18 protein-coding genes are annotated in these 26,823 nt (G+C 67.2%); 8 read left to right on the top strand and 10 right to left on the bottom strand.

Annotation, left to right across the window (positions count from 1 at the left end):
* Nucleotides 1–1,053: 1,053 nt before the first annotated feature.
* Both ACFFJG_RS19875 and ACFFJG_RS19870 read left to right on the top strand, forming a co-directional pair.
* Nucleotides 1,054–3,264, top strand: a complete 2,211-nt coding sequence (locus ACFFJG_RS19875) for an MrcB family domain-containing protein (RefSeq protein WP_378520536.1) — start codon at nt 1,054–1,056, stop codon at nt 3,262–3,264.
* Nucleotides 3,257–4,516 carry an McrC family protein gene (locus ACFFJG_RS19870; RefSeq protein ID WP_378520535.1) on the top strand — a complete coding sequence of 420 codons (1,260 nt, stop codon included), beginning with the start codon at nt 3,257–3,259 and terminating at the stop codon, nt 4,514–4,516. The genes ACFFJG_RS19875 and ACFFJG_RS19870 overlap by 8 nt, the downstream gene beginning before the upstream one ends.
* A gap of 30 nt (nt 4,517–4,546) precedes the next feature.
* Here ACFFJG_RS19870 and ACFFJG_RS19865 read toward each other — a convergent pair whose 3' ends face one another.
* The 5 genes from ACFFJG_RS19865 to ACFFJG_RS19845 form a co-directional block, all read right to left on the bottom strand.
* Complete coding sequence (locus ACFFJG_RS19865) at nt 4,547–4,918, bottom strand: restriction system modified-DNA reader domain-containing protein (RefSeq protein WP_378520534.1); 372 nt, start codon at nt 4,916–4,918, stop codon at nt 4,547–4,549.
* 212 nt (nt 4,919–5,130) lie between these two features.
* Complete coding sequence (locus ACFFJG_RS19860; RefSeq protein ID WP_378520533.1) at nt 5,131–5,937, bottom strand: GIY-YIG nuclease family protein; 807 nt, start codon at nt 5,935–5,937, stop codon at nt 5,131–5,133.
* Between the two features lie 152 nt (nt 5,938–6,089).
* Nucleotides 6,090–7,328 carry a hypothetical protein gene (locus tag ACFFJG_RS19855; protein WP_378520532.1) on the bottom strand — a complete coding sequence of 413 codons (1,239 nt, stop codon included), beginning with the start codon at nt 7,326–7,328 and terminating at the stop codon, nt 6,090–6,092.
* 99 nt (nt 7,329–7,427) lie between these two features.
* Entirely contained in the window at nt 7,428–8,042 is a 615-nt protein-coding gene (locus tag ACFFJG_RS19850) for a ribonuclease H family protein (RefSeq protein WP_378520531.1), read from the bottom strand.
* A gap of 199 nt (nt 8,043–8,241) precedes the next feature.
* The gene (locus tag ACFFJG_RS19845) at nt 8,242–11,346 is read right to left on the bottom strand and encodes a hypothetical protein (protein WP_378520530.1); all 3,105 of its coding nucleotides are present in this window, start codon (nt 11,344–11,346) and stop codon (nt 8,242–8,244) included.
* Between the two features lie 357 nt (nt 11,347–11,703).
* Between ACFFJG_RS19845 and ACFFJG_RS19840 the strand changes: the two genes are divergently transcribed.
* The 3 genes from ACFFJG_RS19840 to ACFFJG_RS19830 all read left to right on the top strand — a co-directional run bounded on the left by ACFFJG_RS19840 (nt 11,704) and on the right by ACFFJG_RS19830 (nt 16,991).
* Nucleotides 11,704–12,363, top strand: coding sequence for a hypothetical protein (locus ACFFJG_RS19840; RefSeq protein WP_378520529.1), 660 nt, complete (start codon nt 11,704–11,706; stop codon nt 12,361–12,363).
* A gap of 208 nt (nt 12,364–12,571) precedes the next feature.
* Entirely contained in the window at nt 12,572–15,964 is a 3,393-nt protein-coding gene (locus ACFFJG_RS19835; protein WP_378520528.1) for an NACHT domain-containing protein, read from the top strand.
* 478 nt (nt 15,965–16,442) lie between these two features.
* Complete coding sequence (locus ACFFJG_RS19830) at nt 16,443–16,991, top strand: hypothetical protein (RefSeq protein WP_378520527.1); 549 nt, start codon at nt 16,443–16,445, stop codon at nt 16,989–16,991.
* 27 nt (nt 16,992–17,018) lie between these two features.
* Here the strand turns inward: ACFFJG_RS19830 and ACFFJG_RS19825 are convergent, their stop codons facing one another.
* Both ACFFJG_RS19825 and ACFFJG_RS19820 read right to left on the bottom strand, forming a co-directional pair.
* Nucleotides 17,019–17,495 (bottom strand): DUF456 domain-containing protein, encoded by a 477-nt coding sequence (locus ACFFJG_RS19825; protein ID WP_378520526.1) that lies wholly within the window; start codon nt 17,493–17,495, stop codon nt 17,019–17,021.
* A 91-nt stretch (nt 17,496–17,586) separates the two neighbouring features.
* Complete coding sequence (locus tag ACFFJG_RS19820) at nt 17,587–17,832, bottom strand: DUF7455 domain-containing protein (protein WP_378520525.1); 246 nt, start codon at nt 17,830–17,832, stop codon at nt 17,587–17,589.
* 333 nt (nt 17,833–18,165) lie between these two features.
* Here ACFFJG_RS19820 and ACFFJG_RS19815 point away from each other — a divergent pair, with 333 nt between their 5' ends.
* From ACFFJG_RS19815 to ACFFJG_RS19805, 3 genes are all read left to right on the top strand, one after another.
* Entirely contained in the window at nt 18,166–20,238 is a 2,073-nt protein-coding gene (locus ACFFJG_RS19815) for a DNA gyrase/topoisomerase IV subunit B (protein WP_378520524.1), read from the top strand.
* 105 nt (nt 20,239–20,343) lie between these two features.
* Nucleotides 20,344–21,927 (top strand): GMC family oxidoreductase, encoded by a 1,584-nt coding sequence (locus tag ACFFJG_RS19810; protein WP_378520523.1) that lies wholly within the window; start codon nt 20,344–20,346, stop codon nt 21,925–21,927.
* Nucleotides 21,924–23,483: an aldehyde dehydrogenase family protein gene (locus tag ACFFJG_RS19805; RefSeq protein ID WP_378520522.1), complete on the top strand. Its 1,560-nt coding sequence runs from the start codon at nt 21,924–21,926 to the stop codon at nt 23,481–23,483. The genes ACFFJG_RS19810 and ACFFJG_RS19805 overlap by 4 nt, the downstream gene beginning before the upstream one ends.
* Before the next feature lie 283 nt (nt 23,484–23,766).
* Here ACFFJG_RS19805 and ACFFJG_RS19800 read toward each other — a convergent pair whose 3' ends face one another.
* The 3 genes from ACFFJG_RS19800 to ACFFJG_RS19790 are packed head-to-tail and all read right to left on the bottom strand — an operon-like array spanning nt 23,767 to nt 26,818.
* Entirely contained in the window at nt 23,767–24,273 is a 507-nt protein-coding gene (locus ACFFJG_RS19800; RefSeq protein ID WP_378520521.1) for a beta-class carbonic anhydrase, read from the bottom strand.
* A gap of 20 nt (nt 24,274–24,293) precedes the next feature.
* A complete protein-coding gene (locus ACFFJG_RS19795; RefSeq protein ID WP_378520520.1) occupies nt 24,294–26,090 on the bottom strand; it encodes an MFS transporter in 1,797 nt (598 codons plus the stop codon).
* On the bottom strand, nt 26,087–26,818 hold the full coding sequence (locus tag ACFFJG_RS19790; protein ID WP_378520519.1) for an LppX_LprAFG lipoprotein: 732 nt from the start codon (nt 26,816–26,818) through the stop codon (nt 26,087–26,089). Before ACFFJG_RS19790 ends, ACFFJG_RS19795 begins: the two co-directional genes overlap by 4 nt.
* Nucleotides 26,819–26,823 lie beyond the last annotated feature (5 nt).

The following is a 26,823-nucleotide window of genomic DNA, read 5'->3' as shown; positions in this document are numbered from 1 at the left end:
CCGCGGCCGTCTCGACGGCGTTACCCCACCTCCGCAGCGATCGGTCTCGCACCGTCCTCCTGGTCATGGCCTTGGTCGCGCTCGACACGGACGAGCAACCGGTCTACTTCGGCGGCTCGGACCACCTCGCTCGTTGCCTGGGCTATGGACATGTCGCGACCTGCACCGGCTGCAGTCGTCGCCAAGACGGAAGACCTAGGTCCACCTGTGATCCTGCTGGTGAGCGCGCTGTGCGGCGCGCTCTGGCAGAGCTAGAGGCAGCCGACCTCATTCGACAGGCAACTGACGGCTCGGGGCGAAGGGTCGGCAATCGACACCACAACAGGAGATGGGAACTCACCCTTGCGCCGCGGGCGGCGCCTGTGGAGAACAATGACGCTGCTGTCGCTCCCGAGCGGACGTCATCGACCGGTCCCGACTCGACCCAGGAGTCCGGTCGCGGGAGCGCAGGCGGACAGCCTGGACCGGTCGGGAGCGGACAGCCCAGTCCTCACCAGAGGAACCAGCTTGAGGAACCACAAGAAGAGGAAACACCGCTACGACCAACTGCCGCTCTCGCTGCCCCAGTCACAGACCGCGCGCGCGAGCATGACGACGACAGAGGAAGGGGGAAGGCAGCCGCATGCCGCGACGCCATCGCGGCGGCAGCACTCCAGCCGTGACCCAGGAAGTGCGCCTACGTGCAGTCAGTCCGAATACCGTTGTGGCCGCGGCGCGCGCCCTCGTGCCGGCGTCGCCCATTCTTTAAGGCAAAACGCCCGAAGACCCGGCAGTCTTTCGTTTTCACACGGGGAACTGAGAAAAAGTCCTGGATATGCGGGATTCAGCGAGAAATCATGCGAGCGCCCGCGGCCGACGTCGGAAAGGCGCTGTTGCATAGTTCTCCCAACGGCGGCACACGATCCATCAGGGGGCGCAGGCGTGGCGAGCGACAGGAACCCATTCGACAGTGAACGCGTGCGAGAAGTCGAGAACAGCCCCGGCGTACATGTCATTTGGGACGCGCAGGGGCGGTGCCTCTACGTGGGGGAGAGCGCGAGCACCAGAACACGGATGCACCAGCACCTGTCCGGGGACCGGCAAGCGTCGTCCCTGCACGACAAGGTCGGTCGCCGGCTGGACGCAGAACTAGGACGAACAGCGACGCGCGACGAGATTCGGGAATGGCTGAACACCTGCACGTTTACGGTCGAGCCCGACACAGACCCGACACCGCGGAAGCGAGAACTCATCCTCGATCTCAAGCCACTGTTCAACGACAGGTTGCCCGCGGAGTTTCAACCCGAGAACGAAGCGGCGTACGCGCAAGGGGAGGATTCGGCGTCCAGCTCGGAGCACCTGGACCTGTCCGATGCGCTTAGTAGAGTCCTGACCGGCCTACAGGGTCGGAATGGCGGGCCAATTGGCGCTGAAGTCAAGAGCCTCGTCACCCAGACGATCCCTGAACTTCTCCGACGCGTCGTGCCTGCCGACGTCTCAGTCCGGGGGAGTACCGGCTACGGGTCCGACGCTGACGTCCCATGGGTCGCCATCACGGGTGGCGGCCCGGCATCCTCGCCGCGAACCGGCGTGTACTTGGTCTATCTCTTCGCGGCAGATGGATCCGCCGTGTACCTGAGCCTCGCTCAAGGCACCACGCTCGTCTCCGGCGGGACCCAGGTCCTGCGGAAGCGATGTTGGGACGTTCGCCGGGCACTGGGCCCGCAGGCGGACCTCGTCACGGAAATCGATCTCAAGTCCACCAACCAGCGCCCCCGCTCTTACGAGGCAGGGACTGCCTTCGCAGCCCCGTACCCAGCCAATGAAGTCCCGCCAACCGAGCGGCTGGTACACGACCTCGAACGAATGCTCGCGCTGCACCAGACCCTGCGAGATCTAGGCCTCACGACACCACCCGAGCATGAGCCCGTCCACATGCTCTTGAAGTGGAGTCGCGAGGTCAGGTCGGACACGATCGAACGCCACCGCGCAGTCGCTGAGGCCCTTGGCAGCGTCTGGTGGGGCAAGATCGGCAAGCCCGGGACCAACGCGATGAGTCCTCAACGACTGGCGCTCGTGAAGGACCAGCTCGCCTCCGGCCAGACGACCTACTGCTACCTCTACCGCACCGGAGAGGTCTGGCGGACGCGCGTCGAGGACATCGTCACCAAGCGCAGCGAGGTCGACGAGGAACGCGTCCCGGCCTACTACGGCGACGAGCACCACACGATGTTCGTCCGTCTCAGTGACTTCCACCAACTGCCTGCGGACTGGCCTAGCAAGAACCTGCTCTCCAACACCAACCCGGACCCAGCGACCCTTCCTGGAGCCTTGAGCAACCAGACGAGTCCTCTGCTGATGTATCGGCTCTGGTCGCCTACGGACGCCTCCGACAAGGACGCAGGCCCCCCCGCTGCGATACCGCCAGAGCCCGAACTGGTTGTTGTTCGTCCCGCACTCGACCTCGCCTGGCTGGAGGCAGAGACGTTGTGCGACCGCGGATGGCTCGAGGACCTGGTCGAGACCTTGCGCCGCCGCCCTCAAGTGGTCCTGGCCGGACCGCCTGGAACCAGCAAGACCTGGATCGCGCGCGCCGTGGCGCGATATATGACCCAGGACGTCCCGCTCTCCTACCGGATCCTGCAGTTCCACCCCTCGTATGGCTACGAGGAGTTCATCGAGGGCCTGCGCCCCGTGCCGGCCGGTGGCGCCATCACCTTCGACCGGGTTGATGGCGCTGTGCTGCGCATGGCGGCTGACATCGACGAGGAGTCCGACCAGCGATACGTCCTCGTCCTCGACGAGATGAACCGTGCCAATCTCCCTCGAGTGTTCGGTGAGCTTCTGTACGCGCTGGAGTACCGTGGTCAACCTGTCGACCTGATGTACACCCCGAACTACTCGCTTCCTGAGCAACTGCTGTTCGTAGGAACAATGAACACCGCCGACCGGAGTATCCGCAGCATCGACCTCGCGCTGCGCCGGCGGTTCGAAGTGTTCGACTGTCCGCCGGACGCCGCGATCCTTGATCGCTACTACGCCACGAGATCGTGCTCGGTCCCGAAACTGGTGGACGGCTTCGTCGCCCTCAACAATCGGCTGACCTCGCTTCTGGACCGTCATCACACGGTCGGTCACTCGTTCTTCATGCGCGACGGGTTCGACGTCGCTGCTCTTCGATCCACGTGGCAGCGTCAGTTGCAGCCGCTCTTCGAGGAGTACTTCTTCGATCGACCGGACGTGGCAGCCAGCCTCAGCCTGTCGGACTTCTGGCCCGATGCCTGACACCACGCTCAGCTACCTGCGCGAGTCCCGCTGGCATCCGGTGGATATCACCGACGACGAAGCCATGACCGTGGCGGCGCTGGGAAAGTCGCTCGCGGGGCAGTCGACCTGGTGGGGTGAGTCCGACTCGAGCGACGCGGAGATCTCTAAGGACTCGTCGGCGGTCCACGTCCGACGGTCCCAGCAGGGCGGGTGGGAGGTGCGGGCCGTTGATGCCGTCGGGGTGATTCGCGTCGGGGAGAAGGTCCTGGCCGTCCGTCCGAAGATCCCTGGGGACCACGTGCTTCGGTTGTTGGCAGTGGGCGGGGCCATACCTCGGGTGGCTAGCTCACCTGTGAACCTGGAGACCGGCGAGCAGTTCTTCGACCTGCTGGCGCGCTGGCTGGTGGGTTCCAGCGAGGACGTGCTCCGAGGCGACCTCATTCGTGAGTACTCAACGAGGGACGAGGAGCTCCCTTACGTGCGCGGTCGGATCGACGTCCGGCGTACGTCCCTGCGCCTGTTGGGTGGCCGGATCGAGATGCTGTGCGAGTTCGATGAGCTCGACGTGGACAACGCGATCAACCGCGTTCTTCGCGCCGCGATCCGGGTCGTGACTCGCAGTCCCTTGGCGCAGGCGACAACCCGGACCCGGGCGAATCGACTGCTCGGTCACTTCACCGGCGTCGCCGACCTCCAGCCGGAAGACCTCAAGGTCCGGGTCGGACCGCGCACCTGGTACTACGAACAGGCGCTGTCACTGGCGAAGCTGGTCCTGCGCGGCACCGCCTTCGACTTGGCTGCCGGAGAGACCTCCGCTTGCGCGTTCCTGATCCGAACCCCAGAGGCCGTCGAAGCGGGCATCCGCGCGCTGCTCGCCAGTCGCCTCGAGCCGGACCACGTCGTGACGAACAAGAGACTGCCCCTACACCCTTCGGCGAAGACCCTGAACCCGGACCTTGTGTTCGACGGAGGCCGTTCCGTCGGGGACGTCAAGTACCAGTTGCAGGGTGGCGACTGGGAGACAGCACACCTCTACCAAGCGGTGGCCTTTGCTACCGGATACCGCGCTCCTCAGGCCCTCGTCATTACTTTCACGACTGGACCAGGACCGCGACCGAGCCTGCAAGTAGGAGACGTGCGCCTGACGAATCTCTGCTGGGACGCACGCCCAGGGATCACGTGCGAAGAAGCAGCCGACGCCTTGACCAGAGATGTACGGGCTTGGCTCTCACATAGGGACACAGTTCCCAGTGCGGTCAGGACCGGCTAATGGCGTCCGTCAAAAAGCACTCTGAGCAGGTCATCGGTTGGTATCCAACTGGGACCGGAGATCCGCGAGGAGGTCATCGCCAATACGCCACCAGATCCAACCGTTGACCGACGTCCCTGTGATGTACGTGGCTGCTCCCGTTGGAGAGTCGAAATATCGACCGTCAAGGTAGATGGTCCCGTCAGACTGGAGCGTGGCCGTGTGCAAGGCGCCTTTGTGCCGCCCACGCAACTCGGTCCCTGGGACCACGACACCGGCCCCGAGCAAGTCACGCATCTTCGGATCGATCGTGCGCTTCGAACCGGTGCCGCGCTTAGGGAGCGCGCCCTGCTCCTGGGAACAGTCCGAGCACCAAGCGGCCGTAAGCCCATGAACGCACTCAACGCCGCCGTCTTGCGACATCTCCACCGCCTCCGTGCACCCAGGGAAACCCGCCGCCCATCTTTGCGCGCAAGGCCGGGCCTGCCAACGTCCCGCGCTGACGCGATGCCTCGGGCGACATGGAATTCTCGCGAGGGGGAGCGGTGACGCCAGCTGACGCCCTTGCCGGCCGCAGGCGCGCCAACGCCTCTGTAGTGGGGACCTCCGTCGCCCAGGACCCTCGGCCACGTCGGTCAGCCGTTCAGTCCGTGCCGTCGAGAGTCGAGGGCGTTCTTGAAGTGACTTTCAGCAGCGTTAACGACCGGCTCGGGGGTAGTTGGGTCGAACACCCGGAGCACCGAGAAACGGAAGGTCGACGGGTCGAGACCGCGCAGTTCAACGTTGCCACCGTGCCCGTTGGTCGCGTACGCCGACCACCGCTGCAAGATGGTCTCGGCCCCGTCCGCCTTGCCGACGTACTGCCGGCCATCACGAGTGTCGGTGATGAGGTAGATCCCGACGACCGAAGACAGAGCCGTGCGCCACGCGGCATATCGGTGTTCCCGGACAACCGCCTGAAGCTGCTGGTGCTCCAGGACAAGCGCGTCGAACCCAGGAAACCTCACTGGCTGGGCGTCGGCGATCTCCATGACCTGGTACGACGCGGCCGTGGTGGCGTTGACCCGCCACGTGCGCGGCGAGCGCCACTGGATGACCAGCCGGTTCCGCAGGTCGCTCATCTCCTCAGAGACCTCGAGATCGAACGTGCGGTTCACCTCATTGCGCTCGAGTTCGCCCTTGTTGATCAGGACCCGCCACAGTCGAGCCCGATCGCCGCCCTCTGGCAGGAACACGACCCAGACTCGAGGAGGCGCAGCCGGGAACGTGCGTGCGCTGACTGACTGGACGCGGGTGTACGCCAAGAGCTCGGTGTCCGACGAGTCGGCGTGGATGCCGGGGGTTCCATCTGCATGCATGGGCACGTACGCGTGCCGAATAATGAGGGTCTCGGCGGGATCGATGTCCGTACTAGACAGGATCGAGGCGAACGTGAGGGTCATCTGAGATAACTCCGTCCAGTCGGTTGTGTAGCGACCCTAGTGATCGCAGCGCGCTCCGGCCGGTTCTTCCCGGTTGCCCTTCACAGAGGGTTGGCCACTGGCGTCACGCCCGTCGCCATCTCGTGCTTGAGCCTGGCGGCCAAACGACTTGTTTACTTGTCGTCCGTGCCGCGGCGCATCCGCCTTGCCCGTTCCGCGACTCGGTTAGAGAGGCGGCTTCTCGAGAGGATGGCACGCTCGTAAGTCTCCGATCCGAGCGCGCGGGCGGCGTCGACGCGCCTGCTGCCTGACACGAGCGCCTTGTCTCGTAGGTCTGTTGCGGCGTCTGCCCAGCGTTTCGCCTCTAGCCGTTCTCGATTCGACTCCATGCCGAGCCTCTGCTCGAAGTCGACCACGACGTCCAGCACGTGCAAACCCGCCCGCACCACCTCGGGTGACCGGGATGGGTGCAGCAGCACCTTAGTGTTGGCAAACCCCGCGGCGGTGTCGATGCGTGACACCAAGCCGTCCGTTGTCCTTGAGATCGTCTCGAGCCGTTCGTTCCGTGCCGCCTTCAAACCGAGGCGGTGGCCGTCGAGATCGCCCGGCGTCGTAGCCAGCACGCGATCGAGCTCAAGCACGGCGATCGCGTCTTGCAACTGAATGGTCCGGGCCAGGATGGCGAGCCAGTGGCGAGTCCTGGACTCGGCGTCCTCGCTCGCCGTGACAAGGTGACCGAGCTTGGACCTTCCCTCGAGCCTTTCCGCCAAGCCGTCGAGCTGAAGCAACGTATACGCCTGGACCTCCGCGATAGTCCCCGACGAGGACTGCACCTTCGACCACGTGACCTCGTTGACCGCCCCCACGTGTGCCCTAAGTTGCATTGCTTCGTCGATCTGGAACCCGACCCCGATCAACGGAGCGACCACAGCGTCCTTCTGAGCGCGGATCAGATCGTCGAGCTTCCCGTCGATCCGGGCCAGATAGTCCGTGATCTCGCCCATGGTCTGCTGCATCGCGAGTTGAGCCATCAGCCCCGCGGCCCCGGCGAGCACGGCCGGGTTAGTCGCGAGCGCCCCAGGCCGGGTAGTGATCTGAAGCCACCCCTTGATGTCTCCGGGCTTGCCTGCCATGGCGTGGCTGACGCCTGGAATCTTGCTCTCCATCAGGCCGTACTTCTTGATCTTCTGGGCGGACTCCTCGGTCAGCTTCACCCATCGGCCCGAGGAAGACGCGATCTCCGAGCCGGCCTGCAGTCCGGCGGAACCGTGAGTCAGGACCCTCCTTAGCTGGGGCAGCCCCAGTTCTCGAGACGGCAAGTCCTCCGCCTGAAGGAACAGCTCGACAGCGGCGGGCTCACCGATGATCGCCAGGCCGTCGCCGTCGCTGATCAGTTGAACCTGGTTATCCACGTCCGCTCCTTATGGCATTGAGCCTCCCGAGCCTCGTCGCCAGAACCACCGATCCTAGGCGCCCTCGCCGGGAATGCTCGCGAGTGGGGCCTGACCTTGCTAAGCGGCTCCGCACTCCTCGTGAACCCAGCCGACGTCGGTCTTAGTGACACTCGTCCCTTCCGAGTAGCGGTCACCGCACGCCTTGCAGTTGGCACTCCACTTTGCGCTGACAACGAAGCGCCCCGCGGTCCCGGCGCCCTGCGCAGCGCTTAGCACCAGCCCGGCGAGGTCAAGCGGCGCCGCCACCGGTTCGCCTAGCATGCCGGCGTTTGCGAGCCGGTCGGCCACCTCATTGAGGTGGACCCCTGAATGACCCCTAACCCAGCGAAACGAGACCTTGCCGGTGGCCACGAGCTCAACGAAGGGCTCCCAAAGGTCCCTGTTCTTCACGGGCTCCTTCTTGGAGTTCAACCAGCCGTTCCTTTGCCAGGTGCGCCACCAGGACCGCTCGAAGCAATCGACCACATAACGGGAGTCCGACCAAACCGTCAGCGGCCGGGGCAGGGCGCGGACCGCCTCCAGCGCCGCACGGATCTCCATGCGCTGGTTCGTCGTCGCGGCGTCGCTGCCGAAGCCGAAGGTGTGTTCATCAACCACCCACCCCCAGCCCCCTCGGCCCCCGGGGTTGCGCTCGCACGCTCCGTCGGTGAAAACCACTGTCGACGCCGTCATCCGACCAGTGTCCACGTTTGCGCGCTTGGCACACCGTTGCTGTGCCCGAGCCGGGCCAACGCCATCCCGCGATCTCGCTCGGACACTCCGCGCTCACCTTCTACGCGCCCGGCCACTGATGTCCAGGCATGACACACGGGTCGACATTGCACACGGACGGGCGGGTCGCGACCACCTCAGCCCGAAGTGGGCTCTGGCCTCAGGCGGTGCCGTCTTCCGGCTCCAGGAGGGGCAGCAGTGTGCCGTCCTCAGACCGACACTCGAGGAGGTCGCGGTGCGGCAGGTCGTCTTGCGCGTAGTGATACCGGCGTTCGAGCAAATCGCGCATGGCGTCAACGTCTACCAAGGCGGTGGGGCTGTGGACGTCCCAGCCTTGGCCAATGGTGAGGAGCTGGCCGGCCATGGAGTGGTCGAGTCGGGCCAGTAGAAGGTCGATGGAGGGCCTCGGTTCGTCCGGTGTCTCGACATGGTCCATCAGGGGTCGCGCTCGCTCGTAGGTCGCGGTCTCGGGGTCGAGGCCCGCGGCTTGCATCCGCAAGCCGACGCCGACATTGGCGATGCCCATGAGGATTTGCCAGTCCTTCCATCCTTCTTCTTGGAGACGCCTGATGGTTGCGCGTCCGCGGTCATCACCGAGGAACTCAGCGACGGTGAGGTGCCAAGACCGCTGTACAACTTCGTAGCGCTCTCTGATGCGTGTCAGCGCGAGTGCGTTGTCGTACTCCGGGCCGTCTTGGGTGGACGCCTTCAGGTGCTCGTTCTCGTTCGGTTCGTACGCCTCAACGGCTGATGGGCGAGAAGCGACGGAGCAGCGCGTGTAATGGTTGGCTGGGATGAGGTCCGCGGCGTCCTCGTACGGCCGTCCGACAATGACTTTCGTGGAAAGTCCCTCGCGGAAGAGGTCGTCGGTGAGTTGGGCGAGGGCGTGCTGCGGCCCAGCGTGCACCGCTTGGAGGAGTTGGAACGCGACGGCGGTCCGGAGAACGGAACTCTCTTCAAAGTTGCTGGTGTCGTTAGACAACCGGATGGCTAGTTGAGGGCCAGAGGCTGTTTCCGCCAACTGAACGTCATTGGTGCTGCCGGGTGCGCCCTCAACGACGGTGACGTTCGCACGGACCGTTGTTGAGACTAGGACGGGGTGGTGGCGTGCGGCGTCCGCGAGGAGAATCTGAAATGCGGCGACCAAGCCTTCTGTCGTGAGGACGGTAGTTCGGTCGTTCCTGAAGGTGAACACCCAGCGAGTGCCTAGCGCCTTGAAGTCGATGATGCGGGTGAGCCCGAGGTCGGATAGGACCGGGCCAGCGAACTGTTCGGCTGCCAGGTCCAAGAACTCTGGTTCGGTGAATGGGACCTCGTTCTGCGGTTCACTCAGCTGTTCGTCGATCAGTTGGTACCAGCCGCTCGTTTGATGTTCAGCAGCGAGCAGGTGTTCGAGGTGAGGCCAGAACGCACGGATGAGGCCCGCGATTCGTAGCTCGTTCTCGCTGAGCGTGTCGAGGTCCGGGTGCTTCTCGAAGTCGAACGGGGCTGACGCGTGACGGTCTTGGACGTGGAGAGCAAGCTCAGTGAGGGCGGCAGAGTCGAGCCAGCATCCGCCGTGCTGAGTGAACTGAGCAGCTTCCATCAGCGCCTTCGGAAGATGGTTCTTGACCTCGGGGTCCGGGTTAAGATGTGCGATGGCGGCTGCGCTACAGGCATACAGCTTCGCCGCGTAAATAAGCCCTAGTCGGTCGTAGACGTTGCCGATAAAGCGCATCGTCATGACGGACCCGTACATAGTCGAGCCGTGGAACCATCGTACTTTCGCGTTGTGAAACTCGTGCAGAGCTTCAAGTGGTTTGTCGGCCCTATACAGCGCCATGCCTCGCTTGCGCGCCTTGTCGGCGATGGCGGCGTCGCCTTCGACGGCACTTAGGGATGTGTCGAGTGCGTCTCGCACCTTCGCGTACCCCGGGTGGCTTGCGAGAGTCGGAGTGAACATATCGAAGACACGCGACAGTGTCCGGGCCGAGTACGGGCGCGCGCTCGGGAGTAGGTCGGCGAGTTGCTCAAGGTAGGTCATGGCTTCGTCAAAGTCGACCAGCCCGCTCCCGGTGAGGAAGGACGTGTCAGCGTCGTCGTCGCTGAACTTGACGCCGACGTGGGCTGCGACCTCAACCGGTTCGGGTGTGCCACGTTGGGCTTCGGCTCGGTCCCAGTTGGGGTGGAGGTGAAGAGAGGCAAGGGTGCCAAGCAATGTGGCTGCGCGAACTGGATTTGCATCTCGATCGGTCCCATCGAGTTCTGCAACAATGTGGGCGCGGAGGCGTTCGTCGGCAGCGGCTATCTCTGCCGCGTTGGCTCGTCCCACGCCAGTGACCCACATGACGCCCCAGTAAGAGACGAGGGTGACAGCGTCGTCGAGGATGTCGGGGCGGTGGCTTGTGCAGGCGAAGTCGACGGCTCGGCGGACGAGATCTTCGACGCCATCGGCTACCCCCATGCCGCGAAACCTGGCGACCGACATCTCGTAGCAGGCGTGGAAGACGAGGTCGGTGTCTCCGTCGCCCTCGTCGGCAGGTGCGGTGTCGCTGAGGAACGCGGCCATGAAGTCGAGCCACTCTGGGAGCTCGGCGTTTGTGGTTTTGTCCCACGTTGCATGTCTAAGCCCGCGGATGACTTCGCCTTGAGCTGCGGGCGTCATCGCTGCTGGGCCGCGATTGCGACGAAGGTCGTCCAGAAGTTCGGCGTACCACTCGGGCGCAGTTTCGCCTTCGGGTTCCGGCTCTAGGTCCGATGGCAGTTCGAGGTAGTGCCTGGCAACCCAGATCAGATCTGGCTCTGCCAGGAGGTTTGCGACCTTGTTGCCGCTGAAGATCTCGAGGGTCACGCCGTACTCGTCGCGGGCTGCTCCCTGGAGTTCGTGGGTGGTCGCCTCGGGGATGGGGTGAACGCTGAAGAGGGCGACGATGTCGGGCGATGTCGCCCCGTCGCGGCAGATGCTGGCGAGGTCGTCGAGGACCTTCCGCTTGAGGCCAGTGCGCTGAATGGTGCACGCGACGACGACGGGTGAAGTGGACGCCGAGGCGGAGAAGCCGGCCGAGTGCGGAAGTTCATCGGGGATGCGAGTCGTGTAGGACTCTGCGTCGCGGCCTTGGTCTCCGCCTGCGCTAACCGGGCCTGTAGCGACAAGAATGTTCGAGCTGATGCGCTTGCGGGCGATGCGGGTCGCGATCTCTTCGAACTGGTGGTGTTGGTTTCGCTCTGCCAGGTCGCTCAGGCGCCATCCGATGTAGGACTCAGCTGCAGGAATCGGCTCGGTCACTTGTCCATCCTCTCGTGTCTTCCGGGCCTAAGCGGCGAAAAGACCACGACAGCCCTCTGGAACTCGCGAGACTTGGCCGCGTTCCGGGTGGTTCGCGTGCGCTCGCGATCACCGGCGTATCGCCGCCCCGCGTCGTCTGGTACCGAGGCGTAGGGGTGACACGATGCCGGGTCATCCGCATACGCGCACCCTCCGAGGCGCCCCAGCGGCGGAACCACGCTTCTCGGACTGCACGGCATGCCCGGTTACACCTGCCGCTTCCCGGCGACCGTATCTCTCTCGGGAATCATGTCGACAAGGTGGCCCGTCTGAAACTGATCCTCAGTCGCCGCTGAAGGGGACCGTAGGGTTAGCGATATGGCCAAGGATCGAGATGAGTTCACGCCCGAGTTGGTTGCCGGGCTGGTTGGGATGGTTCCGCTGGTTGGATCATTGGCTCAACCGCTCGCCCGGCACGTCACCACGAAGATGATGGAAGAGCGTGAACGAAATGCATCAGTGGTGCTGCAACTTGCTTGCCAACGGTCTGGGTATTCGAGGGAGGACCTAAACGAGCTCCTGGAGCGGGAGCCGGCATTAGTGACCCTTGTCAATCGAGTCCTCTATCAAGCCGCCATGAATGGTCAGACCACGGTACTCCAAGTACTCGCCGGGTTTCTCGGCGATGCGCTGAGCGACACCTCAAAGATCGACGACGTCCATGCTCTTCTCGCCCCTATCGCCACGCTGAGCGATCATCACATCCGGGTTCTTGTCGAACTCAACGCTTCTTCCGAAGAGCCGGACGACCTAGCAACATGGAATTTCTCGGCGCTGCTCGCGGCCGTCCCAATCCGAAGCGAAATTGTTCTCGCCGCGATTCAGGGGTTGTACGCCGGAGGCTTCGCTCAGTCGCGGGGCCTGGACGGGGGAGACGCGTCCGGTCTGCTAGGCGGCGAACTGATCTCGATCACACCTCTCGGGCAGACCTTGCTCGAGGTCTTGAGCGCCATTCGCAGCGACGAGGGGACGGGCTGAAAGGGAGACGCGCCTCGTTGGCTCGCTTCGGGAGGGCGCGACAGCGGCGGCCGACCGCCGCTGAGTCGCGTCGAGACTTGGGGCTGCCCGCAATCGGCAACTCGTGCGTCCGACCAGCGTCGGACACACGTCGTGATTCCGTCCGTCGAGCTGCCCCAGTGGCCTAGCCTCTGAGGTGGCCGGACTTCACTGCGGGATAGGGGCCCCCTTGCCTGAGAGCCGCTTCAAGTACCTGTATGAGCGCCTGGGTGACCACAACTTCCAGTTGTTGATCAACGCGCTGCTTGGTGCCCGTTTCAGCGACTACACACCGCTCCCGCTGCGCCAGGCTGACGGCGGTCGAGATGGGATTCGCCGCGGTACTTCAAGGACGCTGATCTACCAGGTGAAGTGGTCCGTGCATGGTCAGGAGAAAAGGCCCGTCGCCTGGCTCGAGTCGACGATTAAGGGGGAGGAGGACAATCTGCGGCGTCTTGCTGCCGAGGGGGTGAAGAACTACGTCTTGGTGACGAACGTGCCGAGTACGGGCATGGCCGAGCACGGCACCTTCGACAAACTCAACAAGCGCCTCGACCAATTGGCTTCGGACTATGGGCTCGAGCAGATGACGTGCTTGTGGCGAGAGTCGATCGACGCCATGGTCGACGATGCGCCCGACTCCGTGAAGTGGGCCTATGCCGACATGCTGGCCGGCTGGGACTTGGTTCGATACCTGATCGCTGAGGACACCGTCGCAAAGCACGAAACCAGACTGCGCGCACTCATTCGCAAGGTCGCGGCAGTGCAGTGGGTTGCTGACGAGCGCGTGAAATTCAGCCAGGTCGACATTGACCGGGAGAAGGTCGCCGATCTCTTCATCGACGTGAAGGCTGAGCGAATCAAGCAAGTCGGCCAGGACATCCAGGTCCAAGAGTCTGTGAAGGGCGCCGCGGCCCACCTCCTCGACCCCCTAAGCGTTACGCGCTCCGGTGCCTGCACCCTAGTTCGAGGCGCCCCCGGTCAAGGTAAGTCGACACTGTCTCAGTTCGTCGCCCAAGCTCACCGCAGCGCCTTCATCCCCGAAAAGTTGCGCTCGATGAAGCTACCGATTGTGGATGACCCCCTGTTTCCCATCCGCCTCGACCTCAGCGACTATGCGCGCTGGGCAGGCGGCGTGGACATCTGGGATCCCGAGGAGAAGAAGGGGAGGCGTCGTAGTGCAGCACGGAGCACGATCGAGTGTTTCGTTGCCGACCTGATGTCACACGCGAGCGGAGGGGCATCCCTCGATGCTCAGTGGGTTCAAGATCTGCTCGACCGGGTCCCGGCTGTCGTAATCCTCGACGGACTCGACGAGGTCGGTCGAATCGAGGTCCGCGCGGCGGTGGTGGCCGAGATTGACCGGTTCGTGACCCGGAGCCGCACCTACGCTCGCCCCCCGCAGGTCATCGTCACGACGCGTCCGAGCACGAACGAACTGCCCGAGCCCTCGACGCAACACTTCGACGTGCTCGTGCTCAACCCTCTCGACACCCGGCAGCGCGAGCAGTACCTGCGCAACTGGACCAAGGTGCGCGGCATTGAGGGCGCTTCAGGCAGGAAGTTGCGCAAGAACTACAAGGCCAAGATCAACGAGCCCTATCTCGACGAGCTCGCCGGCAACCCGATGCAGCTAACCATCCTCCTCGACCTACTCCACAAGCACGGCGAGGCGACACCAACCCAGAGAACCGCGCTGTACGACTCCTACGTCGAACTGCTGCTGGCTCGCGAGGCCAACAAGCATCCGGACTCGGTTCGCAAACACCAGGACGAGCTCCGCGAGATCATTCCTTTTCTTGGATGGCACCTTCATGCCCACACCGAGATCGACGTGGTCAACGCGAGGATGTCGGTTGAGGACCTGAAGGCCACGATCCGACACTTTCTCCAGACCTACGGCAATGAATTGTCGGTGGTCGACGACTTGTTCGAGGCTGCGAGTGACCGGCTCTGGACCCTGACCAGCAAGGCTCAAGGGGCGTATGAGTTTGAGGTGCTCTCCCTGCGGGAGTACTTCGCGGCTAAGTTCCTTTATGAACTCGCAGGTGAGGATCAAAAGGGGTTCGATCGACTGACGGTCATCCGCGAGTTGATGAGTCGGCCCTACTGGCTCAACACTGCCCGCTTCTACGGGGGCAACGCAGGTCTGGGTGGTGTTTCCGAGCTCGCCGACGGGGTCTTGGAACAACTCGAGGGACAAGCATCGCGCCCCTCCGTTATCGCCGCATGGACGCTGCTGACCGATGGTGTCTTCAACCGGCGGCCCCGGCGGGCGCAGGAGGTGCTTGACGCCCTGCTCGCCGACCGGCACCTGATAACCCTCGACATCGCCCAGGCAACGGGCGACATCGGTGCGCTGCCGCGGGCAGCGGCCGGTGGCCCGGAACTAGCGGATCCAGTGTGGGAACGGATCACGAGGGACCTCGCAGCCTCGCCGCGAGATCCCTTGACGCCGCGGCGAGTCGCAGCTTTGCGGGTCCTCCTCAACCGCCGCGACGATTTTGCGGCGTGGTGGAAGAACCAGATTGAGCTGGCACTCGTTGGTGGTGGCGACGTGACCGGGTGGCTGTGGATGGCGTCGAGCCAGCTCGACGCACCGCTGGCAGGTCTCGTCGTCGATTTGAACGGACTCGACCTCGCCGCGCCAAGGGTCGCAGAACGAACCCTTAACACGGGCCTAGTCCCTCCTCGCGACAGCGACTTCGAGGGTGACCTCGTTCAAGCGGTCCTAGACGGGCGGTGCATCAGCGTTCGCACAGCAACGTCCTTCCCGGCGCAACTGGCTGTTGCCTTCAGTGCCGCGACGATGTTCAACGACTCGTCGTCGAGCTTCGGGGGCGACTCTCACGACCCAACCAGCGAGCTACGACGGACCGCGGTCAACGGTCTTCGACGGCGACGACCGCAGTTGGCAGAAGCAGCACGACAGCGGCGATTTAAGGCCGGCGAAAAGGGCAGCACGTTCCCATGGGCCAACACGGCTACCGCACTCCACGAGGCAGTCGGGTGGTGCTGGCTTGTCTCGCAGACGGCGATCATTGGAGCTGGCTCACGTATGCGGTTGGGGCTTACGCGACAGCCGGACAAATCAGCCTTCGGTCCGAACGGGCATCCGGCGGCGCTCATCGAATTGACTCGAGCTAACGCCGACGCGGCGCCTTGGTGGCGCGAGCAGCTGGCCACGCTGAACCAACTCCCTGATGACGTTCGCGAGCTAGCACTCGCCGAGTGGTGCCTCGCGGCGTGGTGTGTCGCGTCGGCACCAGTTGTGACCGAGCTATTCGACACTTGGGAATCGCTCTACCTAAACCTTCCCGACAGCAGGCGCCACACTTTGGCTCACATCGGAGACTACATGGGTCGGCTCGGCTGGTTAGGGGAGTTGCCCAGTACCGTCACGACACAATCCCCGGTCGTCCGCGAACTCATTGAGTCTCGTCGTGATGTGCCGCCCGAGCCGCCGACGGGGGGCGGACGTACCGGCACCGGCGATACCCCCCGTCTCACTCCGCCGCCTCTCCTCGAGATTGCTCGAGAGCAGCAATGGTTCAGGGTTGACCGTACGGGACGATATCGGTGAGCCGTGGAACGTTCAGCTGCTACGGGCAGGGCTCCTATGCGCCGAAGATTCCACCTACTACCGCGCGTCATTCTGGGCCGCTCGGGCGCAGTGGCGGTTCGAGGATGGCCTGGTGGAGCAGCGGCTATGGTCACGAGGCAACTAGCACCTCAGCGGGTGGGTTCCGGCCCGCTCAAGGCGACGGGCATGCAAATTTTCAGTCAAGGATATTGCGACGCATAGTGCTGCATACGGGCCACTCGTGAGGGCTGACTCGCACAAGGGTCAGCCATCCCTAATGCGCGACTACCTGGATTGACGCCCCGGCCCCCTGGGCAGCACGACGGGCACCACGACGGGCACCACGACGGGCAGCACGACGGGCACCACGACGGGCACCACGACGGAGGGCCCGACCGCACCAGCGGCCGGGCCCTCCGTCGTCCCACCCCCGGAAGTGGGTGGACGCGACCGGGGTCCGTGGTGCCACACTCAGCGCATGGGAACTCGGACCTCTCTCGTCGCCGCAGCCGTCCCCGCGCTCGTGCTCGCCGGGCTCGTCGCGGCCCCCGCGCACGCGGAGTTCTACTCGATCGACGACCCGGCCGACGCCACCGCCTCGCTCAGCGACGTCTACGGGCTCGAGGCCAACCACGGCACCGCCAACCTGCTGGTCAAGGTGCGGTTCAACGACCTGGTCCGCTCGAGCGCGGCCGGGCTCTCGGTGTACATCGACACCGACCGCGACCAGCGCGGCCCGGAGTACGTCCTCAGCAGCGGCCTGGGCGACGGCACGGACTACGTCCTCACCAAGGCCGACGGCTGGCACGGCAGCGACTCGCCGGTCGACTGCGACTACTCCGCCCGGCCGAAGTGGCGCAAGGACGTCTTCCGCACCGTGATCAGCCGCCGCTGCCTCGGCACGCCGTCGACGGTGCGGGTCTCGGTGAAGATGGTGGACCAGGCCGACGGGTCGCACCCGGTCATGGACTGGGCGCCCAAGCGCCACCGCTGGAGCCTGCCGATGGCCTCCGGCCTCGGCGTCTGACCCTCCGACCGCGGCCGCCCGCGGTGCTCAGGTGACCGCGACGCCGACGGCCCAGGTGAGCGCTGCCAGGAACGCGGCGACCAGCTCGATGAGGATCGACACGCCCACGGCGCGCAGCGCGGCGGCGGTCGAGGGCCAGGCGCGCTCGGCGCCCACCCGGGCCCGCTCGGCGACGTACACGCCCAGCACGAACCCGAGGAACATGCCGACCAGCGGCACCACGAAGAAGCCGACGAACGCCAGGAGCGCACCGATGGCCAGGGTGCGGCCGGGGACGCCCGAGGCCTTGAGGCGCCGGCCGGGGACGAGGTACTTCACGACCGCGCCGCCGGCCAGCAGGACGGTGCACAGCGAGAAGACCACCCAGCCGGTCGAGGTGCCGACGTCGAGCGCCCAGACCAGGACCGCGCCGAGGACCAGCAGCGTGCCGGGGAGCACGGGGACGATGATGCCGGCGATGCCGACGGCGATCGCGACGGCGACGAGGACCTCGGTCAGGGACACCGGCACAGCCTCGCAGATCCTGCCCCAGACGCAGCACGACCCCGGAGAGCGTGTCCGGGGTCGTGCTGGGAGTCGGGGTGGTGCTGGTCGATCAGGCCTCGCTGCCCGCGGAGGGGGTGTCGAGCTTGTGCGTCTCGTCGTGGACGGAAGCGGCGACCTCGCGCAGCTTCTCGCCGTGCTCGCGGGCGTGGTGGGCGCAGAAGAGCAGCTCGCCGCCCGACTGGAGCTCCACGCGGAGGTAGGCCTGGGCGCCGCAGCGGTCGCAGCGGTCACCGGCCGTCAGGACGGCCTGGGTGGGTGCGGTGGCAGTGGTCACGTCAGCCTCATTTCTGTTCATCGGTGTCTGGCCCAACGTAGCCAGTGGGACAAAGATTCCCGCTGACGCCCTCGGTGCTCGAGCTCCTCCAGTGAATCACGCCACGCTCGGTCGCGTGGGCGTTGTCCGCAACGAGGGATCCCCGGTGTGTCGCGCCGAGACCCTGAGGTACCCCGTCCGGCCCGGTTCCAGCCCCCGATCCAGCCCCCGTTCCAACCGTTGGTCGGGTCGGGTCGGCGCCGCAGCCGCCGGAGGCACGTACGGCTCCGCCGCAGGCGTGCCTGCGCCGGGTCCCGGCGTGTCGCAGGTAGTGTCGGGGCGTTCCGAGATCGACCCGAGCACGACAGGACGTCCGTGGCAGCACCGGCAGACAACACCTACAACGCAGCACACCTCCTGGTCCTCGAAGGACTGGACGCGGTGCGCAAGCGCCCGGGCATGTACATCGGCTCGACCGACACCCGGGGCCTCATGCACTGCCTGTGGGAGATCATCGACAACGGCGTGGACGAGGCGCTCGCCGGTGTGGCCCACCGCGTCGAGGTGACCCTCCACGACGACGGCTCGGTGGAGGTCTTCGACGACGGCCGCGGCATCCCGACCGACAAGGAGCCCAAGACCGGGCTCCCCGGCGTCGAGGTGGTGGCGACCAAGCTGCACGCCGGCGGCAAGTTCGGCGGCGGCTCCTACGTCGCCACGGGCGGCCTGCACGGCGTCGGCCTGTCCGTGGTCAACGCCCTGTCCTCGCGCATGGACATCGACGTCGACCGCTCGCCGACCCAGCAGGGCCTGTCGTTCCAGCGCGGCGTGCCCGGGGTGTTCGACGGCGACGGCCCGTCCGCGCCGTTCACCCCGCAGTCGGGCCTGACCCGCAGGGGCAAGCGCGTCGCCAAGGGCCGCACCGGCACCCGGATCCGGTTCTGGCCGGACCGCCAGATCTTCACCCAGGACGCGCGCTTCGAGATGGAGGGCCTGGTCGGGCGCGCGCGCCAGACCTCGTACATCGTTCCCGGGCTCGAGCTGGTCATCCGCGACCAGCGCAGCGGGGAGATGGTGGAGGAGAAGTTCCGCCACGACGGCGGCATCGCCGAGTTCGTGGAGTTCCTCTCCCACGGCGAGCCCGTCACCGACATCCTCCGGCTCCAGGGCACCGACACGTTCACCGAGACCGTGCCGCTGCTCGACGACCAGGGCCACATGACGCCCCAGGAGGTCGAGCGCGAGCTCACCGTCGACGTCGCCGTGCGGTGGGACACCGCCTACGACACCGAGCTGCGCTCCTTCGTCAACGTGATCGCCACGCCCAAGGGCGGCACCCACGTGAGCGGCTTCGAGGCCGCGCTCACCAAGACGTTCAACGACGCCATGCGCGCTGCCAAGGTGCTCAAGGCCGCCGACACCGACGTGATCAAGGACGACGTCCTGGAGGGCCTCACCGCGGTGGTGACCGTGCGCCTGGCCGAGCCGCAGTTCGAGGGCCAGACCAAGGAGATCCTCGGCACGCCGGCCGCGCGCAGCGTCGTCCGCAAGGTGGTGGCCGGGGAGCTCAAGGAGTTCCTCACCTCCACCAAGCGCGCCGAGAAGGCGCAGGCAAAGCTGCTCATGGAGAAGGTCGCCGGCGCGTCGAAGACCCGCCTCGCCGCGCGCCAGCACAAGGAGAACCAGCGCCGCAAGAATGCGCTCGAGTCCTCGGCGCTGCCCGCCAAGCTCTTCGACTGCCGCAGCACCGACACCGAGCGCACCGAGCTGTTCATCGTCGAGGGTGACTCGGCCATGGGGACGGCCAAGGCCGCGCGGAGCAGCGAGTTCCAGGCGCTGCTGCCCATCCGCGGCAAGATCCTCAACGTGCAGAAGGCATCGGTCGGCGACATGCTGAAGAACGCCGAGTGCGCCTCGATCATCCAGGTCGTCGGCGCCGGCTCCGGCCGCACCTTCGACCTCGAGGCCGCGCGCTACGGCCGGATCATCCTCATGGCCGACGCCGACTCCGACGGCGCGCACATCCGGTGCCTGCTGGCCACGCTGTTCTTCAAGTACATGCCCGAGCTCGTGCGCGACGGCCGGCTCTACTCCGCCGTGCCCCCGCTGCACCGCATCGAGCTGTCCAACCCGAAGAAGGGCATGGACAAGTACGTCTACACCTACTCCGACGCCGAGCTGCAGCGTCGGCTCGCCGACCTCAAGCGCCGCAACGTGCGCTGGAAGGAGCCGGTCCAGCGCTACAAGGGACTCGGCGAGATGGACGCCGACCAGCTGGCCGAGACCACGATGGATCCGCGCCACCGCACGCTGCGCAAGCTCACGATCGACGACGTCGACGAGGCCAGCCGGGTCTTCGACCTGCTCATGGGCTCCGACGTGGCGCCCCGCAAGGAGTTCATCGTGCAGGGTGCCTACGAGGTCGACGTCGAGGCGCTCGACGCGTAGGGCGCGCCCGGCCCCGGGCCCGTGCTCGACCGTGACAGTCGTTGTGTCGTGGTCGTGGGCTGAGTACGTTTGTGGTCCGCGTCACACCGGTCGAGAGGACGTCCCATGCCCGGCGAGCAGTACGACTACATCGTCATCGGTTCGGGCAGTGCGGGCGGCGTCGTCGCCGCCCGGCTGAGCGAGGACCCGGGGGTGCGGGTCCTGCTGCTGGAGGCCGGTCCCGCCGACGACGACGACAACATCCACATCCCGTTGGCGTTCTCGATGCTCTTCAAGACCAAGTGGGACTGGAACTACGAGACCACGCCCCAGAAGCACCTCGACGGACGACGGGCGTACTGGCCGCGGATGAAGGCGCTCGGCGGCTGCTCCTCGATGAACGCGATGATCTACATCCGCGGCAACCACGCCGACTACGACGAGTGGCGCGACGCCTACGGTGCGACCGGGTGGGGGTTCGAGGACGTCCTGCCGTACTTCACCCGGGCCGAGGGCAACACCCGCCTCGCTGGCCCGTACCACGGCACCGACGGCCCGCTCCACGTCGAGGACCGCAGCTACGACCACGAGCTCAGCACGGCTTTCATCGAGGCCGGGGTCGCCGCCGGGCTGAAGCGCACCGACGACTTCAACGGGGCTGAGCAGGAGGGCATCGGGCCCTACCAGGTCACCTGCAAGAAGGGTCGCCGCTGGTCGGTGGCCGACGCCTACATCCACCCGGCGTCGGGGCGTCCCAACCTGACCGTGCGCACCGAGGCGTTCGTGACGCGGATCGTGCTCGAGGGCACCCGCGCCGTCGGGGTGGCGTACACCAAGGACGGCGAGGACCACGAGGTGCGCGCCGACGCCGAGGTCGTCCTCAGCGGCGGGGCGATCAACAGCCCGCAGCTGCTCATGCTCTCCGGCATCGGCCCCGGCGCACACCTGCGCGAGATGGGCATCGACGTCGTCGTCGACTCCCCGGGCGTCGGCCAGAACCTCCAGGACCATCCCGTGTCGGGGATCCTGAGCTACACGAAGGACACCACCGACGTCGCCGAGATGCTGGGGATCGGCAACCTGCTGAGGTGGAAGGCCCGGGGCACGGGACCGCTGAGCTCGAACGTCGCCGAGACCGGCGCGTTCTACGCCTCGCGCGACGACCTCGGGCTGCCGGACATCCAGCTGCACGTCGCACCGACCGGCTTCTACGACAACGGGATGCACGAGCCCGTGCGCCGGGCGCTGACCACGGCCGTGACGCTGGTCAACGTGCAGAGCTCGGGCCACGTGCGGCTGCGCTCGGCCGATCCCACCTGGCACCCCGAGATCGATCCCGGCTACTTCGACGACCGCGCCGACCTGGAGGCGATGATCGGCGGCTTCCGCACCGCCCTGGAGATCCTGCGGCAGGGGCCCATCGCCCGGTTCGTCGACGAGCCGTGGATCCCGGCGTCGGCCGACCCGAGCGACGACGACATCATCGAGGGCATCGGCCGGCTCGGCCAGACGCTCTACCACCCCGTCGCGACGTGTGCGATGGGCACGGTCGAGGGCAGCGTCGTCGACCCCGAGCTCCGCGTCCACGGGGTCGAGGGCCTGCGGGTCGCCGACGCCTCCGTCATGCCGCGGGTGCCGCGCGGCAACACCAACGCCCCCACGATCATGATCGGCGAGAAGTGCGCCGACCTCCTCAAGGAGTCACGATGAGCACCACGCTCGACCCGACCGCCGCATCCGCGACGTCCGCCACCGCCGCCCCCTCCGGCACCTCCGGCGACGACGCGCCCCGGGAGACCTTCGACTCCCTCGACCCCGCCAACGGCGACGTCGTCGGCACCCACCCGGTGTGCAGCCGTGCCGACGTGGACGCCGCCGTCGCCCGCGCGCGGGAGGCCGTCGACTGGTGGGGCAACCTGTCGTTCGACGAGCGGGCCGAGCACCTGCTCACCTGGCGCAGCGTGATCACGCGGCGGATCGCCCAGCTCGCCGACCTCGCCCACCGGGAGACCGGGAAGCCGCACGGCGACGCCCAGCTCGAGATCGTGCTCGCCGTCGACCACATCGCGTGGGCGGCCCGGAACGCCAAGAAGGTGCTCGGCGCCCGCAAGGTGTCCTCCGGCCTCCTGATGGCCAACCAGTCCGCGACCGTGGCCTACCACCCGCTCGGCGTCGTCGGCGTGATCGGGCCGTGGAACTACCCCGTCTTCACACCCATGGGGTCGATCGCCTACGCCCTCGCGGCGGGCAACGCGGTCGTCTTCAAGCCGTCGGAGCACACTCCCGGCGTGGGGCAGTGGCTGGCCGACACCTTCCGCGAGGTGGTCCACGGTCGCGACGTGCTGCAGGTCGTCACCGGCCTCGGCGAGACGGGGAACGCGTTGTGCCGCGCGCGGATCGACAAGCTCGCCTTCACCGGCTCGGGGCGCACCGGCAAGCTGGTGATGGCTGCGTGCGCGGAGAACCTGACCCCGGTCGTCATCGAGGCCGGCGGCAAGGACGCGCTCATCGTCGACGAGGACGCCGACGTCGCCAAGGCCGCCGAGGCGGCGCTGTGGGGCGGGATGTCCAACGCCGGCCAGACCTGCATCGGCACCGAGCGCGTCTACGTCCACCAGAACGTCTTCGACGCCTTCATGACCGAGATCCTCGACCAGGCGAAGGGGCTCCGTGCCGGCGCCGACGCGGGCGCGAAGATCGGCCCGATCACGATGCCGTCGCAGCTGGGGGTCATCCGCAGCCACCTCGAGGACGCGGTCGCGCGCGGCGCGAAGGTCGCGCTCGGCGGGCCCGACGCGGTGGGCGAGCGGTTCGTGCAGCCGACGATCCTCACGCACGTGCCCGAGGACTCGACGGAGATCACGGAGGAGACCTTCGGCCCGACGCTGGCCGTCAACCCCGTCGCCAGCATGGACGAGGCGGTCCGCCTGACCAACGCCACCGAGTACGGCCTGGCGGGCGCCGTCTTCTCCCGCGCCAACGGCATGTCGATCGCGCGCCGGATCCGGTCGGGCATGACCTCGGTCAACGCGGTGATCGCCTTCGCCGCGGTGCCGTCGCTGCCCTTCGGCGGCGTCGGGCAGTCGGGCTTCGGCCGGATCCACGGGCCGGACGGGCTGCGGGAGTTCACCTATGCCAAGGCGATCACGCGCCAGCGGTTCGCGCCGGTGATGAACCTGACGTCGTTCGCGCGCGACGCGGCGACCGACAGCAAGGTCGCGCAGCTCATCACGCTCCTGCACGGGGGCAAGCAGACACTGAAGTAGGCCGGTCGCGTACCGCATCGACCGCACGGACCGGCGCATCGCCCAGGTGCAGGCCGACCCCCAGTTCCGCCGGGCGCCCGGGGAAGCCGACCCGCGCTCCTGACGAACCACCGAGGTGGGGAACCACCCGCAGCGAGCGGAGCCGGACCCGGCCGCTGGCCCTGGGCTGCGGTCATGGTCAGCGTCACGACGGGACGAGCGCGAGCGGCGACGCGAGGAGCAGCGGCGGGTGCAGGAGCAGAGCGAGCGGATCCGCGCGATGGAGCAGGACTGACCCCGTGCCTCACACGTGCCGGGTCAGCAGCCCGGAGTCGACGTCGTAGAGGAAGCCGGCGACCTTGGCGCGCTCGCCGATGAGCGGGTGCGTGCGCACCTTGGCGACGTCCTGGCGCAGCTGGTCGAGCTGGTCGGTGACGACGCCGAACGACGCCCAGCTCGCGTCGGTGCCTGCGGACTCCCCGACCTTCGCCCTCAGCTCGGCCTCGCTCGCCGAGGCCATGGCGCAGCGGGTGTGGGGGACGACGAGGATGCGCTGGACGTTGAGCAGGTGCACGCCGAGGACGAGGGCCTCCAGTGCCTGGGGCGTCACCCGCGCTCCCGGGTTGCGGAAGATCTTGGCGTCGCCGTGCTCGAGCCCGAGCATGCGCAGCGGGTCGATCCGCGAGTCCATGCAGGTGATCAGGCCGATACCGGCGTTGGCCCGACCGTCGAACCCGCCGAGGTCGAAGTCCTCGGCGAAGGCGCGGTTGGCGTCGAGCAGGTCGTCGAAGTCGTGCGAGAAGTCAGCCACGACCCGCAGGGTAGCGTCCGTCACCCGCCGCCGGGGAAGAGGTCCCGGGTGCTGAGCCGGGTCGACCGCACCTGCCGGAACAGCACCAGCGCCAGCACGCCCGCGACGACCGCGCAGCCCGCCGCGCCCCAGAAGACGGCGTGCTCCTGCGCGATGCCGGCGACACGGAGCAGGTCGGAGAAGGCCTTGCAGCGGCTCTTGCCGTCGCAGACCTCCTGCACCGGCGGGACGGCCAGCTGCTCGGAGTAGTAGCGGCGCAGCCCGACGGTGGTGAGGGCGGAGATGCCGACCAGCATGCCGACCATCCGGGCGACCACGACGAACGCGCTCGCCACACCGTGGACGTCGTCGTCGGTGGCCGCCAGCAGCGCGGCGTTGACCGGCGCCAGGGCGAGCCCGAACCCGAGGCCGCCGACGACCAGCGCGACGTTGGCGACCGGTTCCTCGACCGTGGTGAGGCCCCACCGGGTCATCAGGACGAAGCCGGTCGCGGCGAGCGCCATGCCCGCGGCGGTGACGATCCCGGGGGAGAGGGTGCGGATCAGGTACCCCCCGAGGACGGCGCCGACCGGCAGCGCGAGCAGGAAGCGCACGAGGACGAGCGCCGCCGGGAGCTGGTCGTCGGGGTAGACGGTGGTGCGAGCGAAGAGCGGGATGTCGATCAGCGCGGCGATCAGCGCGGCCCCGACGAAGAAGCTCACCACCAGCGCACCCCACGCGGGCGTGCGCCGCAGCGCCCCGCGCGGCACGAGCGGGTCGGCGGCACGGCGTACGTGCCAGGTGAAGGCGGCTGCCGCGACGAGGGCGCCGAGGAGGTACCACCGCCCGCGCGGGGAGAAGACCTCGACCTTCGGGTCGGCGGTGGCGAAGGCGAGGATGACGCCGCCCAGGGCGAGGGCCAGCAGCAGGGCGCCGACCAGGTCGGCGTCGAGCAGCACCCGCACCCAGCCCCGCAGGTCGAGCAGGGGCCGCGGGGCGAGGGCGCACCACGCCACGAGCAGCACCAGGGCGACGACGGCCAGGGCACCGACGGGGGTGAGCCAGCGGCCGTCGCCGGCGAACGGGATGAACAGCTGGCCCCAGGTGAGGTCGCGCATCAGCCCCGGGGGCCGCACGAACACGACCCCGCCGGCGGCGACCGTGACGAGGAGCAGGACCAGGCCCACGACATCGGGTCGGCGTCTCGAGGCGCTCTGAGGTCGCGCCCCGACCACCGAGGGGGCGCGGGCCGCGACCGCGCGCACGGCGGCGACCAGCACCAGTCCGACGGCGAGGTTGACGGCGAAGATGGCGCGCCAGTCGGCCAGCGACAGCACGAGCGCGCCGAAGAGCGGGCCGAGCACCGAGCCGATCTCCTGCACGGCCGAGACGACCCCGAGAGGCACGCCCCGGCGATCGACGGGGTAGAGGTCGGCGACGAGGGCGAGCGTGGCGGGCACCAGCCCGCCGCCGCCGACCCCCTGGAGGAAGCGTCCGGCGACGATGCTGGGCATGTCGTAGGCGAGCGTGGTGACCAGCGACCCGACCGCGAAGAGGGCCAGCGCCATGACCAGGACGGGCACCCGCCCCTGGAGGTCGGCGATCCGGCCGATCAGCGGGAGCATCGCGACGTAGCCCAGCAGGAAGCCGCTGACGATCGGCGCGGCCCGCTGGAGCTGGTCGATCGGCACGCCGACGCCCGTCATCATGTCGGGCAGCGCGAGCACCACCACGTAGGTGTCCGCGGCCGCGAAGGCGACCGCGACCGCGGCGATCGCCAGGAGCAGCCGGGACGTCCGGGGCACTGCGTCGGGGGACCGCTCCGGCGTGCGGGTCACGGTGCGGAGATGTCCTTGGTCGTGCCGTAGTCGGCGAAGTCGACGGTGTAGGTCATCGGGTCGGTGTGGGGGTAGAAGACACCGGTGAGGGTGGCCTTGCGGAGCTCGCCGTCGTCGGTGACCTGCCACTCGGCGTCGAAGGAGTCGCCCGACGCCGACGGGATCACGGCGTCCATGGCGTCGCCCGGGACCGTGCCGGAGTAGGTGGTCAGGACCTCCTTGTTGTCGGCACCCCCGCGCACGCTCTCGCCGGCCTCGGGGGAATCGGTGAGCTCGAGCAGGCCGGCGAAGCCGTCCTGACCGACCAGGCCGGAGGGGTCCGGAGCTCCGTACTCCTTCGGGTCGACCTCGTTCCACCCCGGGGTGAAGGGCAGCTGGGCGTAGACGGTGTCGTCGACCGCCACCACCGGCACGTCGACGGTCTGGCCGGCGAACACCACGGTGATGGTGCCGTCGAAGGCGGGCGCGTCGGTGACGGTGCCGGTCGCCTCCTTGATGCCGGCCACCCCGTCGGGCAGCGCCCCCGTGGCGAGCGTGAGCTCCACGCCGCTGGTCGTGGCGAGCTTGTCGGAGGCCTCGGCCAGCACCTCCTCGGGCGTCTGGCCGTCGGCTGCCTGGGAGTCGTCGCCGGAGCAGGCGGCGAGGGTGGGCAGGGAGAGGAGGACGGCGGTGGCCGTCGCGGCGAGACGACCGGCGGGCCGGGCACGTCCGACGAGGGGAGCACGCATGCGGC

The sequence above is a fragment of the Nocardioides zeicaulis genome (assembly GCF_042432345.1).
GTDB lineage: Bacteria > Actinomycetota > Actinomycetes > Propionibacteriales > Nocardioidaceae > Nocardioides > Nocardioides zeicaulis.
The sequence above is the reverse complement of the archived record's forward strand: the minus strand, read 5'-3'. Positions and strand labels throughout refer to the sequence as shown.